Raw genomic sequence first — 13255 nt, 5'->3', positions numbered from 1 at the left:
CGACGGCGGACCGCCTGCCTTCGGCCGAATCTGGATGATGCTTTCATTTTACGTCCGGTTTTACGTCCGGTAGAAGCCGCATGTTCGCCGCCGACCTCGGAGTGCCGACGGTGGCAGGCGCCGAAAAAGGCTGTCGGTCGTGGGGGACGCTGAAAAGGCTTCCGTGGGACCCAGGCGGTGGCGGCTCTTTTGCCTGCAACCGGGGCACTTCCACAGGGTTGCGACGGAATGATGCCACCCAATCGACAAACCCCGAGCATTGAATTAGGCTGAAAGGTTTGTGGATCGGAGGTCGTTCTCGGGGAGATCGGCGACCAGGTTTGGCGGCCGATGATGCCGTGCGATGCGTTCCGGCGGCGTGATGATTCGTTTTGCCCGTCGGACGCCGGAAACAGCGGCAATGGATGATTGCAGGTCCGGGGGAGCCTCCCTGTCCTCTCGAATTCGGATCCAGTAGCGGAAGGTGAGCCAAATGCCGGGGAATGAAAAGCGCATTTTGTTGAGCGAAAAGGACCTGCCGACGGCCTGGTACAATCTGTTGGCCGACTTTCCGGAGCCGCTGCCCCCGCCGATTCACCCGGGGACCAAACAGCCGCTCGATCCGCGGGATTTGGAGAAGATTTTCGCTGCCGAGTTGGTGCGGCAGGAGATCAGCTCGGATCGCTGGATCGAGATTCCGGAGGAGGTTCGTCGCATCTATGCCATTTGGCGACCGACGCCGTTGGTGCGGGCGCGCAACCTGGAAAAGGAGCTGGGAACGCCGGCACGCATCTATTTCAAAGACGAAAGTCATAGCCCTCCCGGCAGCCACAAACCCAACACCGCGGTGGCCCAGGCCTACTACAACAAAAAAGAGGGAATCCGTTGCCTGGCCACGGAGACGGGGGCCGGGCAATGGGGGTCGTCCCTGGCCTTTGCCTGCTCCTTCTTCGACTTGGAGTGCAAGGTCTTCATGGTCAAGGTGAGCTATCACCAGAAACCCTATCGTCGCTCCATGATGCATGTGTGGGGAGCGTCCGTGCGTCCCAGCCCCTCACAGGAGACCGACAGCGGCCGCGCCATTTTGGAGAAGGATCCGGATTGCCCGGGCAGCCTGGGAATCGCCATCAGCGAGGCCGTCGAGGTGGCCTTGAAAGACGACGGCACGCACTACACCTTGGGTAGCGTGTTGAATCACGTGATGCTGCATCAGACTGTCATCGGCTTGGAGGCCGAGCAGCAGATGAAGGAGGCGGGAGACTTCCCCGACGTGGTGATCGGCTGCGTCGGCGGGGGGAGCAATTTCGCGGGTTTGGCGTTTCCCTTTGTGCGGTACAAGATCGCCGGCAAGGATATCCGCTTCGTTGCCGTGGAGCCGAAGGCCTGCCCCTCTTTGACGCGGGGCGAATACCGCTACGATTTCGGCGACACCAGTATGCTGACGCCGCTGTTGAAAATGCACACGCTGGGACACAGCTTTGTGCCGGCGGGGATTCATGCGGGAGGGCTGCGCTATCACGGAATGGCCCCCATGGTGAGCTTCGGCGCCAAGCTGGGGCTGATCGAGGCGATATCCTTGCACCAACGAGAGTGTTTCGAGGCGGCCTTGATGTTTGCCCGAACCGAAGGCGTCATCCCCGCACCCGAAACCTCCCACGCCGTCCGCGCCGCGATCGTCGAGGCCCTGAAGTGCAAGGAGACGGGCGAGGAGAAGTGCATCCTCTTCAATCTCAGCGGTCACGGAATCTGCGATTTGGGATCCTACGACCGATATTTCAACGGCGAGTTGGAGGATTTCGAATTGCCGCAGGAGAGTATTCGCCGGGCGTTGGCGGAGCTCCCGCAGGTCGGCTGAGGTCGCGGCGACGATCCGTCCGGCTGTCACGATACCGGCAAGCGCCCGGTACAAAAGGGACGCCGTTTGAGCGCCGCTGGGGACGGGCAAAACGGCGGAAACCGTCATTTGGGACGATGGAGGAACATCCGCTCGATTTCCTCCAACGTCTTGCCCTTGGTCTCGGGGAGGAATACGGACACGAAGACCAGGCATACCGCGCACATCACGGCGTAGCTCCAGAAGGCGAAAGCCGGTCCCCATGCGGCGTACATCATGGGTGCCGTCTGGGTGATGAGGAAGTCCGCCAGCCACAGGGCGACCGTGGCGATGCCCATGGCCAAGCCGCGGGTACGAGTGGGGAAGATTTCCGCCAAAACGACCCAGACCACGGGGCCCATCCCGACGGCGAAGGAAGCCATATACAGCAGGACGAACGCCACCACCCAAAGCTGCGGCAATCCTGCGTAGAACGCCGTGCCCAAGAGGACCAGCGAGACGCCCATCGCGGCAGAAGTGAGCAGGAGCAGCGGCCGCCGACCCAGCCGATCGACGATCGCGATCGCAATGAGCGTAAACCCGAGGTTTACGGCCTGCGTGATGATGGTCCAGAATAAGGCCCAGGCGTCGGTGCTGCCCGAGCTGCGGAAGATGGTGGGCGTGTAATAGACGATGGCATTGATGCCGGTTACCTGTTGCAGGATAGCCAGAATGATGGCGATGAGCAGGAGTCTGCGATAACCGGGCCGCAGGAGTTCATCCAAGCGGCCGGTTTCTTCGGCGATGGCGCGGCGAATTTCGGCCGCCTCCCAAACCGCGCGGAGCTTCCCGCCCAGGCGTGCCAGGACGTACAATGCCTCCGTTTCGCGGCCTCGTTTGAGCAGCCAACGGGGGCTTTCCGGTACGACCAACAGGCAAAGGAGGAACAGCAGGGCGGGGAGCGTTTCGGAGCCGAACATCCAACGCCATCCGGATTCCACATTCCAGGTGTGATCGCCCTGGAGCGCAATGATCCAGTTGACGATGGAGACCACGACCATCCCGGAGATGATGGCGATTTGCTGGAGGGCGACCAGCCTTCCGCGAAGGTGAGCCGGTGCAATCTCCGCGATATACAGCGGAGAGACGATGGCCGCAGCTCCCACCGCCAAACCGCCCAGGAAGCGGGCGAGGATGAATTCCGTCAGGGTGTTCGGAATCGCCGACCAGACGGCGGAGACGGCGAAAAAGACGGCAGCCAAAATCAAGAGCCGCTTGCGACCGAAAGCGTCGCTAAGCGGCCCCGCGAACGCGGCGCCCACCGCACAGCCCAGCAGGATGTTGGAGGTGGTCCAGCCCTTCATGCCCGGCGAGAGGTTGAATTTCTCTTGCAGATAGTCGATTGCGCCCGCGATCACCGCCGTATCGTAGCCGAACAGGAGGCCGCCCAGGGCCGCAACTACGGTGAGGAGGAGAATATAGGGCAGGCTGCCCTCGAAGGGTGGAGGAGACGAGGGCGCGGACGCTGCATCGTTGGTCATCTGGAAGTCCCTTCCGGTCGTGGGTGCGGATTCGCGGCCCTGCGTCTCGGCCGGCCGCGGAGTGTTGTCCCGAATGGAAACCATCGTAGCCGCCGCGATGCGGTTCGCAAGGGCACCGCCGGGAGAATCACCGCGGGGAATCGACCGTCGCCTATCACCAAGCGGATCGAAGACCCTGCGGAAGCGTGCATAATGCGGCAAGCATCACGGTGGGGGAGAAGAAAAGTTCCTCAACGGCAAGCGATATAGCCGAATGTCGGCGGCGGGGCGATTGAGGCTTGCGTGGGGAACAAATGCGACGGCGAGCGAGACGACGGGGATAAGCCTGGGCAGATTCCCAGGCTGTGGGCCGCAGTCCCCTAACACCTGTCCTGCCCCGCCCCCACCCCGTTCGTAATGACAGGTGTTAGGAGATCGCGGCCCAAATCGGCCGCTTTGAACTCGAACCCGATGGAACTTCCCCCGATCGATGCGAGTGCTTCCTTCCCTGCTAATGGCAAAACGCGACGAGAACCTGCCAGGGAAATCCTCGTCAAACCGAAAAATCCTGCTATACCCCTCTGTAAAGGGGTGGACTTGGGGCTTGATTGCGATTTGACTGGGTGGAGGCCCCTCGTTTCTTGGAATGAGGCTGCACCGAGTGAGAAAGGGGGTTTGTGTGCCGGAACAGAGTCGAGTCGATCAGCCGGGCCGCGAGCCACCGGGAAAGGACGGTGAAGGGATCGCCGCCGTCTTTCAGCGATTCGCGCGGCGCCTTATGGCGTTTGCGCGGCGGAATTTGGGGCGGGGCGTTCGTCGCAAAGTGGATGAAGAGGACATCATTCAATCGGTCTTCGCCACCCTGGCGGAAATTCAGGCCAAGAAGCGGCCTGACTTGGAAAGCTCCGACGAATTGTGGGGACTTCTGGCTCGGCTGACGAGGAGGAAGTGCGTCAAGTATCGCCGCCGATTTTTCGCCCAGCGGCGCGACATTCGGCGCGAAAGTCGCCCCCCGCACGAGTTGGATGAGCGGCACTACGAGTTTCAGCTCGAGCAACCGTTACCGGATGAGACGGTGGCGGCGCAAGACGTGATCGAATACGTGACACGGGGGCTGGATGAGATGCAATGGGGGATTTGCCTGCTGCGTTTGGCGGGCTACTCCATCCAAGAGATTAGCAGCAAAATGGAGTGCTCGGAGCGGACGGTCTATCGCGTCTTAGCGCTGGTGCGGGAGCGGTTGGAATCCGAAGACACGGCCAAGGCCTTGGAAGAGTAAAAGCGATCGTCCGACGGGGGGCGCGTACCGGGTGTCAAGGCTCGGACTCTTGGAAGGCAGGGACGGCGATGGGGTTTCACTTTTTTTGTCCCAGCGGGCATCTCCTTCAGGCCGATGCGCGGCATGTCGGCCGGGCGGCGGTGTGTCCCTATTGCAACACAACGCTCCGTATTCCCCCGGCGAAGGCGTCTTCGCTTGCGGCGGATACGGCGGTCCTTGGGTCTGAGTTCGAGGACGACCGCCGGCGGCCTCTTGGTCGGGATTTCGATGCGGTTTCTCGCGCGGAAGATGAGTCGCCGCTTCTCGACCTTGCGTCGGGCAAGGGGGTGGCCGATGACTCGCCCGGTGAACAAGCATCGGATCATCGTTTCGAGAGCGGGGAGGCGGCGACGACCGAGCGAAAGTCGGGCAGCGCGGAGACTTTTTTCGGGGATCGGCCGCCTTTCCAGGCGGCGGAAAGGCAGCGACCGGTTCACATCCCATGTCCCGCCGGGCACGTCCTAGAGACGCCCCAAGATATGTTGGGACGTGACGCCATGTGCCCGTTTTGCAGTCAGGTCTTTCGCCTCGAATTTCAGAACAGCCTGGAATACCGAGAAGAGCAGCAGCATCGGGCGGCTCGCGAAGCCGAGCGGGCGGCACGGTTTTGGTTGCAATGGGCCGTCGCAGCCGCGATTGTAACCGTGGGGGGCTTGATCCTATTGATCGTGTCGGCATCGCAACGATAATGGGGGCATGCGGCGCCGATCTCGGAAGGAGAACCTCGGCTCCGCGCCCGCCCGGTTGTGTTTGACGGACACCGTCTCTCCCCGATTGAGGAACCGCAGCGATGAAGAGCGTGAACCGCGACGACTTGAGTCGGTCTGAATCCCAAGGTGTTTCTCGCCGAGATTTTTGTTTGAGGTCCGCCGCATGGGGCGCGGCGGCGTACGCGGCATGGGCGGGCGGTTCGGTCTCGGCCGAGAGGCGAGAGATGGCCGCAGCGGCCGACGTTACACCCCAAGCCTGGCCGGTAACCTGCCGGGACGTGATGCTGCGCCGGACCGGCAAGTCCGACTGCTGGGCCGCGATGGAGGCCTTCGGCGTGGACGGCGTGGAATGCGATATTACGGAGGAGTTGAAGCTGCCCAATCTGTTCGAGGGCGACGCCTCGCACGGCCTGGCGGACGGCGATCAACAGGCGAGGCTACGCGACGCCTTGCAGAAATCAGGCCGGAAGATCACGGCTCTATGCATGCACAATCGTTTCGACGAGCGGCCGGAAGAGGAACTGGAGTGGTGCCGCAAGACGGCGGCGGCGGCTCAAGCGATGGGCATTCCCGCCGTCCGTATTGACGTCGTTCCGCGGCGGCTTTCCCGCGAGGAGTTCCCAGCCTTTGCCGCTGAAATGATGAAGAAGGTGACCGCCGCCACCGCGGAGACCGGCGTACGCTGGGCGATCGAAAACCACGGCAATACGACCAACGATCCCGAGTTCCTCAACAACTTGTTCGCCGCGGTCGATTCCGTCCATCTTGGCCTGACCCTGGACACTGGCAATTTCTATTGGTTCGGTCATCCGTTGAGTGAGCTATACGGAATCTACGAGACCTTCGCTCCCCGGGCTTTCCACACGCATTGCAAGAGCATCGCCTATCCGCCGGAGGATCGTGACCGGCGGCGTCCGATGGGATACCGTTACGCCGAGTTCCATTGTCCGATCGACCGCGGCGACATCGACTTCGGGCGCGTGCTCGCTATCCTCCGCAAGGCGGGCTATTCCAACGACCTCTGCATCGAAAACGAGGCGCTGGGCGGTCTGACCCCGGAGCAAGCAGTCGAGACGGTCTCGCGCGAGGTCCGACTGCTGAAGAATCTTCAAGCGACGATCACGCGCAGCGGTCGATTCTCGCCCGTTGCGCGAGCGTGAAGAGGTTCTGCGTGCCGACGCCCGCCGCGGGACGAAGCGGCCGTTCCTGTCGCCTTGGTTCAGGCTACGGTCGGCCCGAGACATGAAACGTGATTTGAATTAGAGTGAAGGTAGAAACACCGGCGCCAGCCGGAAGTATTTTTCGCTCTTGGTTTTTGCAGCATAAGGATCGGCACCGTGAAGCATGCAATTTGGTTGGGGATGACGTTCTCGGCGTGCGCCGGCGCCTTGCTTTGGGCGACGACCATTGAGGCTCGGCCGCGTTGCGGTGCGCCCCTTCAGCCTGCTTGGCAGGCGATTTTCAACGGCTCCGACTTGTCCGGCTGGGTGGTGGAAGGTCCGGCGACTTTTAAGGAGGGCGACCAAGAAAAGCCCAATTGGTTCGTGGAGGACGGCAAGATCGTCTGCGCGGGCAAGGGCTTCGGATTCCTTCGCTTCGACCGCACCTTCTGCGATTTTACCTTGCACCTGGAATTCCGTATGTCGCCCAATTGCAACAGCGGCATCGGCATTCGAGCCGATAAGTACGATCCCAAAAAGCCCGACACGCGACCCTCGATATCGGGATTCGAAGTGCAGATCTTCGATGACGCGGGCAAGACGCCGGATGTCCACTCCAGTATGTCGCTCTACCGGTATGTGGCCCCGTTGAAGAACGCGATCAAACCGGCGGGCGAATGGAATGTCGTGGAAATCACGGCCCGAGGCCCGAGGATTCGCGTCGTTCTCAACGGGGAGTTGGTTCAAGACGTCGATCAAAGCAAGATCGACCAGCTTCGCGGCAAGCCCTTGTGCGGCTACATTTCGGTGCAGAACCACGGACATTTGGTCGAGTTCCGCAACGTCTGGATTCGTGACCTGACGGCGTTGGCAAGCGCCCCGGCCAAGCGGTGCGGACTGTTGTCCCGATTTCTCGCTCGCTTGCGAAACCGCGTCCATTGCCGCTGACGGAGGCCTTGTCCGCGGTCGGCCGTCCTCGCCGGCGGTGTTTTTTCCAACGTCGGAATCAGCCTCGAGAAGGAGCCGGCTTCGATGGCGTTGACTGACAAGACGGTTTTGGTCACGGGGGGAGGAAGCGGGATCGGTTTGGCGGTGGCTCGCTGTTTGGCCGACCGGGGCGCCAAGGTTGCCATTGTCGGCAGGACGGCGGAAAAGCTCCGCGCCGCGGCGACCGCGGTGCCCGAAAGACCCCTGCATCCTTTCCCGTGCGATGTCGGCGACCGTGCCGCCGTGGAACGGGTCGTCGAGGCCGTCACCCGCCGATTGGGAGGGATTGCGATTTTGGTTCATGCGGCGGGGATCAATGTCGTCCGCCGCGCCATGGCGGAGTTGGCTCCCGAGGATTGGGATCGCGTTCTGACGGTCAATGCGACCGGCGCCTACAATTGCATGCGAGCGGTCTTGCCCGGTATGCGGGCGGCGCGCGACGGATTGATCGTTAATATCTCATCGATCGCCGGCAAGCGGGCGCTGGAATTGGCGGGAACCGCTTATTGTGCCTCGAAATTCGCCGTGACGGCCCTCAGCTTCGCCGTGGGGCTGGAAGAGCGGAAGAACGGCATTCGAGTAACGAACATCTGTCCCGGCGAGGTCAATACGCCGATCTTGGAGCAGCGGCCGACGCCCGTCCCCGAAGAACGCCGCGCAGCGATGCTGCAAGGAGAGGACATCGCACAAATCGTGGCGACCATCGCGGAATTGCCGCCCCGGGCGCATGTCTGGGAAGTGATCATGACTCCGCTCTATCAGGAATATGCTTGAGCGGACTCTTCCGTCCCTCTGTGGCCAAAAGATGGAATCGATCGGCGAGGGGGAAGGGTGAGATCCCTTCCAAGCCGAAGTCGCGACCGAGCGGAGGGTTTACGTCAGAAAGCGCACGCGAGGGAGCGCGTCCTTCCAGGCATCGCGCAGCGAGGCGGCGGCCGATTCAGCCGAAGATCTCGTGCAAGGCCGCGCGCTCTTGCGGCCGATCCACGTGAACGCATTGCGAAGCCGCCTGGTCGCTAAATGGGGGCTGCCTTGTGTCTACCGGTAGCCGGCTGCGGCAATCTCGGCCTAAATAGCCTAGTCGCATTATTCGATTATCCTGCCACGATTGGTTCAAGTCGAACCGCCGAAGACGACGAAGTATGACTCGGTAGGGCATGCCCGGTCGGTATGTGCTGCGCTAGTGACGCGTACGGTGGGCAGCACGGAAGGCTCGACCTGCCGTAGGTAGTTCGCCGGCAAGTAGCCGAGGAAACCAGGCTTCATGAGTTCCGGAACTCAGGTTAGCGGTGACGGTTTGCCCGGGGCGCCGGGATCCCTGGTCAACGACCTCGCCCAATGGGTGGCGGATGTCGGGGATCGGACGATCGAATGGCTGGTAGCCTTGGGGAGTGTCTCGATCTTTGCCGGCCGCATGCTGCGCTGGCTGGTCAGCAAGCGGCCGCAGCGGGAGACCATCCTTTGGAATTTCTATCATATCGGGGTCTTGAGTCTGCCCGTCGTCGCCATGACCGGTATGTTTATCGGCATGGTCTTGGCCGTCCAGAGTTACGCCCAGTTCAAGATGCTGAATTTGGAGACGCGGCTGGGAGCGGTGATCAACATGTCGCTGGTCCGCGAATTGGGGCCGGTTCTGGCCGCGACCATGCTGGCCGGCCGCGTGGGAAGCGCCATGGCCGCCGAATTGGGGACCATGCGAGTTACCGAGCAAATCGACGCCCTGACCGTGATGGGGGCCGACCCGATCCATTACTTGGTCGTCCCGCGATTCCTGGCCTGCCTGTTCCTGATTCCCGCGTTGACATTGATGGCCGACTTCATGGGCGTGGTGGGAGGCTATTTCTACAGCGTCCACATCCTCAATATCGATGCGTATTATTATCTGCAAAACTCCGCTCAATACGTGGGACTGTTCGATTTGGCGGCCGGGACGGCGAAAACGCTCTTCTTCGGGGCGTCGATCGCCGTGATCGCCTGCCACCACGGCTTTCACTGCGAGCCGGGCGCGGAGGGCGTGGGCCGCGCCGCCACGTACGCCTTCGTTCATTCCTTCGTGGCGATTCTCTTGCTGGATTTGGTTTTGGGGATCATGCTCGAGGCGATCTACGGCATGCTTTGGTCCACCGCTCCTCGCTTGGTCTAGGAGCGTGAGGCCGGCCCGGGTATGAGTTTTGTAGGGAGAGGGCTTGCCGGCACATGGCGGTATCCACGGCGGAGGCCATGACGACGTCGGCCGACGGCGATTCGCCCTTGCTGCGAATCGAGGGGTTGCACGTCTGTTTCGGCCGGCAAACGGTGCTCCGCGACATCAACCTGGACATAAGGCGGGGAGAGACGGTAGCGATCCTGGGTGAGAGCGGTTGCGGAAAGACGGTCTTGCTCAAGACGATCGTGGGCTTGCAGCGGCCGAGCATGGGTCGCGTGCTCTTCGACGGCCGGAATCTCCAGCAATTGGCGGCGGCCGAATTGGCCCGGCAGCGAACCCGCTTCGGTTTCGTCTTTCAGCAGGCCGCGCTCTTTGACAGCATGACGATCGGGGAGAACATCGCTTTTCCCCTGCGGCAACATACCGACATGAGTCGGGAGCGGATCGCCGAGGTCGTGCTCCGGCGCTTGGCGGAGGTAGGGTTGCCGGAATCGGTCCTGACGAAAAAACCGGGAGAGCTGTCGGGGGGAATGCGGAAACGGGTGGGCCTGGCCCGTGCCTTGGCACTCGAGCCCGAGGTCATGCTCTACGACGAGCCGACGACCGGCCTGGATCCGATCATGAGCGACGTCATCAACGAGCTGATGCTGAGGACGCGATCCGCGCACTCCGTAACGAGTATCATCGTGACGCACGACATGCGGACGGCCGTCAAGGTGGCGGATCGCGTCGTGATGTTATACCCCTTGGCTCGCTTGGAACCGGGGGAAAGGCAGATCCTTTATGACGGCCCGCCTCAGGCGATCGAGGAGGCGGCCGACATCCGCGTGATCCAGTTCGTTCGTGGGGAGGCCGGCGAGCGGCTCATGGAAATGCGCTCCCGACAAAACGCGTTAGGAGAGGCCGGCCATGGATGAACGGCTGATGCAATTTCGGATCGGCGTGATGGTGCTGGCCAGCATCATGATCGCCGCCATTCTGGTCGTTACCTTCGGGGAATGGCGTTGGCCTTTCCCCTCCGAATACACCATTTACATCAAGTTCACGGAAGCCCCCGGGGTGGCCGAACGCACCCCGTTGCGTAAGAGCGGAATCGTGATCGGACGCGTAACGGAAGTCAAGTTGACGCCGGATGGCGAAGTTCTGGTGACGGCCCGGATTGAGCGCCGGTACCTCCTTCGACACAACGAGGTTTGCCGCTTGAATCGCGCCATTTTGGGCGACTCGATGTTGGAATTCTCGCGTTCATCGGATCCCAACGCCCCCCCGGATCCCGTCCGCGAGGGCGACGTGATGCAGGGGATCGTTCCCCCGGATCCGGTCGTGGTCTTTACCAATCTCCAAGAGCGGCTCGTCACGGCGATCGACTCGGTGACGACCACGAGTAACGAATTGGGTCGGGCCGTTCGCTCCGTCAGCAGCGTGATCGACGACAATCGCCAGGCCGTGGCGGACTTGGTTCGCAACGCCAACGACACCGTGGTGGAAGCTCGCGCGACCGTGAGAAACGCCAATGACTTGGTCGGCGATCCGGAGCTCAAGGCGCGGCTGAAGGAGGCCCTGGACCGCGTCCCCACTTTGGTGGACGACATTCGCGCGACGTTGAACGAGACGAATCAGACCATCGCGGCCGCCCGCGGAAACCTGGAAAATCTCCGCAGCTTCACCGACAGCCTCTCGGAGCGGGGACCCGTCATCGTGCAGCGGCTGGATGGGAGCTTGCAGAAGCTCGATCAGTTGATGGCCGAATTGGAGACCTTCGGCCGAAACCTGAATCAGGAAGACGGCACGTTGGGGCGCTTGATTCGCGACCCGGATCTGTATGAAAAGCTGGATCGCACGATGGGCAACGTGCAGCAGTTGACGCAAGACTTGCGTCCCATCATTAGCGATATGCGGGTATTCAGCGACAAGATCGCGCGGCATCCGGAGATGCTCGGGGTACGCGGGGCCTTGGAACGCAACGCGGGCACGAAAGGCGTGCCGCAAATCCCGGGCACCGGCGAAAACGACGGGCGGATATTGCCGGGCCTATTCCGTTGAGCGGGCGAGGTCCCGTCGCAGTTCGGCTACGTCGGGCCAGGGAAGTTCATGCGGGGGGATGCCGCGCCGGGCGGCCAAGGCCGCGGCGGCCCCCGCCGCCTCGCCCATCGCAACGGCGTTGCCGGTGACGCGATAGCTGGAATGGGCCGTGAAATCGCCGCTGATGCACCGTCCCGCGAAAAGCAGCCCGGTTATGTCCGCCGAAAGCAAGGCGCGGAACGGGATGTCGTAGGGCTGAGCACGAAAATCGGGGGCTTCGATCGCCTTGTTCTTCGTCGGGTCGGGGGAGTGGATGTCCACCGGAAAGGTCACCGTGCACACGCCGTCTTCGTGGCGCGTACCCCGGATCAAGTCCGAAGCGGTAACTCGATACCTGCCGTAAGGGCGGCGCCCTTCGCGGACTCCGATCTGCTCGGCGGTGGCGGCGATCTCCACGTTGCTCCAAGGTTCGCCCAGACCCCGCAAGGCTTCGACGATGCGGTGGACTTCGCGCCGCGCACGCATGGTGGCGTCCGTCACCTGGGCGGCGTCGAACCCGCAGACACCGTATTCGTGGTTGGCCATCATGGCGAAGAACCCACGTCCCAAGTAGAAGAGTGTGGGCGCCTGGTAGGACGGGTCATGTCCCCCGCGCCGAATCTCAGCCAGCAACCTGCCCTTAGGATTCCGTTCGCCCATCGGTTCCGCCAGCCCCCGAACGAAGGGCGCGATTTGATCGGGATCCAAGCCGGTGAGAACGGCGAGCATGCTCATGGGTTGCGCCGGCCCGCCGTTCTCGCCTCCGTAGTCGAAACGGCAGCCTGCTAAGGAGGACAGATCGCCGTCACCGCTGGCATCGACGAAGACTTTGCCTTGCCAAGCTTGGCGTCCGGATTTGGACTCCGAAACCGCGAGCCGCAACGTCGCGCTCTCGTCCACGTGCGCTGCGCAGACGCGCGTGAAGAGTTGCACTCTCACCCCGGATTCCTCGCACATCTCTTCCAGGAGCAGCTTCATGGCCTCGGGGCGATACGCCAACGCCGCACCCGCGCCCTCGGGAACGCGAACGGCGGCCCGATGGGCTTCCAGCCGCGCGGCGATTTCCTGCATGATGCCGGTCTTGTTGCGGTAGTCGAGGACCCACGAGAGGAGTCCCGCGGTCCATACTCCGCCCAAGCAGCCGTGAACTTCCAGCAGGCGGACCTTGGCACCGGCACGTGCCGCCGTGATTGCGGCGCTGACTCCCGCCGGCCCCCCACCGCAGACCACGACGTCGGCGGATTCGACGATCGGCACGTCGCGGGCTTGTTCTCGCAGCAGACCGGCACCTTCGGAAAGACGGCTTTCCGCGATCGCTTCCGGCCCATCTGCCGCAAGGTCCGAACGGGCGGCAATGGCGCCGGTCAAACCGCCGGCCGTCCAGGTCAAGAAATCGCGGCGTGAAGGCGGCGGGGTCATGTCGGCGTCTCCCTGGCTTCGAATCCAATATGCGGGCTGCGGCTTACGCCGGATAGGCAATCAGTGTTACCGCGCGGGGGAACGTCTCGCAAGGGGTTCGCGGCGTTCTCCGCCCGAAGGTCGTCCGCCATCTCGGTATCGA

General features: G+C 62.5%; 11 protein-coding genes. 9 read left to right on the top strand and 2 right to left on the bottom strand.

Features of this window, described 5'->3' with window-relative positions:
• The first annotated feature begins 472 nt into the window (after positions 1-472).
• Complete coding sequence (locus ACZ5B4_RS09290) at positions 473-1834, top strand: TrpB-like pyridoxal phosphate-dependent enzyme (protein WP_464910948.1); 1362 nt, start codon at positions 473-475, stop codon at positions 1832-1834.
• Between the two features lie 104 nt (positions 1835-1938).
• Here ACZ5B4_RS09290 and ACZ5B4_RS09285 read toward each other — a convergent pair whose 3' ends face one another.
• Entirely contained in the window at positions 1939-3417 is a 1479-nt protein-coding gene (locus ACZ5B4_RS09285; protein ID WP_464910947.1) for a sugar porter family MFS transporter, read from the bottom strand.
• A gap of 574 nt (positions 3418-3991) precedes the next feature.
• Here ACZ5B4_RS09285 and ACZ5B4_RS09280 point away from each other — a divergent pair.
• From ACZ5B4_RS09280 to ACZ5B4_RS09245, 8 genes are all read left to right on the top strand, one after another.
• Positions 3992-4591 (top strand): sigma-70 family RNA polymerase sigma factor, encoded by a 600-nt coding sequence (locus ACZ5B4_RS09280; RefSeq protein ID WP_464910946.1) that lies wholly within the window; start codon positions 3992-3994, stop codon positions 4589-4591.
• Positions 4592-4659: 68 nt separating this feature from the next.
• The gene (locus tag ACZ5B4_RS09275; protein WP_464910945.1) at positions 4660-5319 is read left to right on the top strand and encodes a hypothetical protein; all 660 of its coding nucleotides are present in this window, start codon (positions 4660-4662) and stop codon (positions 5317-5319) included.
• A gap of 101 nt (positions 5320-5420) precedes the next feature.
• Positions 5421-6500 (top strand): sugar phosphate isomerase/epimerase family protein, encoded by a 1080-nt coding sequence (locus ACZ5B4_RS09270; RefSeq protein WP_464910944.1) that lies wholly within the window; start codon positions 5421-5423, stop codon positions 6498-6500.
• Positions 6501-6677: 177 nt separating this feature from the next.
• Entirely contained in the window at positions 6678-7448 is a 771-nt protein-coding gene (locus ACZ5B4_RS09265) for a 3-keto-disaccharide hydrolase (RefSeq protein WP_464910943.1), read from the top strand.
• A gap of 84 nt (positions 7449-7532) precedes the next feature.
• Entirely contained in the window at positions 7533-8261 is a 729-nt protein-coding gene (locus tag ACZ5B4_RS09260; RefSeq protein ID WP_464910942.1) for an SDR family oxidoreductase, read from the top strand.
• Positions 8262-8751: 490 nt separating this feature from the next.
• Positions 8752-9630: an MlaE family ABC transporter permease gene (locus tag ACZ5B4_RS09255; protein WP_464910941.1), complete on the top strand. Its 879-nt coding sequence runs from the start codon at positions 8752-8754 to the stop codon at positions 9628-9630.
• Positions 9631-9683: 53 nt separating this feature from the next.
• Entirely contained in the window at positions 9684-10550 is an 867-nt protein-coding gene (locus ACZ5B4_RS09250) for an ABC transporter ATP-binding protein (RefSeq protein ID WP_464910940.1), read from the top strand.
• On the top strand, positions 10543-11676 hold the full coding sequence (locus tag ACZ5B4_RS09245; protein ID WP_464910939.1) for an MlaD family protein: 1134 nt from the start codon (positions 10543-10545) through the stop codon (positions 11674-11676). The genes ACZ5B4_RS09250 and ACZ5B4_RS09245 overlap by 8 nt, the downstream gene beginning before the upstream one ends.
• Here ACZ5B4_RS09245 and ACZ5B4_RS09240 read toward each other — a convergent pair.
• Positions 11665-13113, bottom strand: a complete 1449-nt coding sequence (locus tag ACZ5B4_RS09240; protein WP_464910938.1) for an FAD-dependent oxidoreductase — start codon at positions 13111-13113, stop codon at positions 11665-11667. The two genes, ACZ5B4_RS09245 and ACZ5B4_RS09240, sit on opposite strands and share 12 nt — an antisense overlap.
• Positions 13114-13255 lie beyond the last annotated feature (142 nt).

This window comes from Thermogutta hypogea (genome assembly GCF_055386265.1).
The sequence above is the reverse complement of the archived record's forward strand: the minus strand, read 5'-3'. Positions and strand labels throughout refer to the sequence as shown.

What these genes read in the sequence shown, in the direction of transcription:
- ACZ5B4_RS09275 (WP_464910945.1), top strand. Translation starts at nt 4,660, where the DNA reads ATGGGGTTTCACTTTTTTTGTCCCAGCGGGCATCTCCTTCAGGCCGAT.
- ACZ5B4_RS09245 (WP_464910939.1), top strand. Translation starts at nt 10,543, where the DNA reads ATGGATGAACGGCTGATGCAATTTCGGATCGGCGTGATGGTGCTGGCC.
- ACZ5B4_RS09290 (WP_464910948.1), top strand. Translation starts at nt 473, where the DNA reads ATGCCGGGGAATGAAAAGCGCATTTTGTTGAGCGAAAAGGACCTGCCG.
- ACZ5B4_RS09240 (WP_464910938.1), bottom strand. Translation starts at nt 13,113, where the DNA reads ATGACCCCGCCGCCTTCACGCCGCGATTTCTTGACCTGGACGGCCGGC.
- ACZ5B4_RS09255 (WP_464910941.1), top strand. Translation starts at nt 8,752, where the DNA reads ATGAGTTCCGGAACTCAGGTTAGCGGTGACGGTTTGCCCGGGGCGCCG.
- ACZ5B4_RS09250 (WP_464910940.1), top strand. Translation starts at nt 9,684, where the DNA reads ATGGCGGTATCCACGGCGGAGGCCATGACGACGTCGGCCGACGGCGAT.
- ACZ5B4_RS09285 (WP_464910947.1), bottom strand. Translation starts at nt 3,417, where the DNA reads ATGGTTTCCATTCGGGACAACACTCCGCGGCCGGCCGAGACGCAGGGC.
- ACZ5B4_RS09260 (WP_464910942.1), top strand. Translation starts at nt 7,533, where the DNA reads ATGGCGTTGACTGACAAGACGGTTTTGGTCACGGGGGGAGGAAGCGGG.
- ACZ5B4_RS09270 (WP_464910944.1), top strand. Translation starts at nt 5,421, where the DNA reads ATGAAGAGCGTGAACCGCGACGACTTGAGTCGGTCTGAATCCCAAGGT.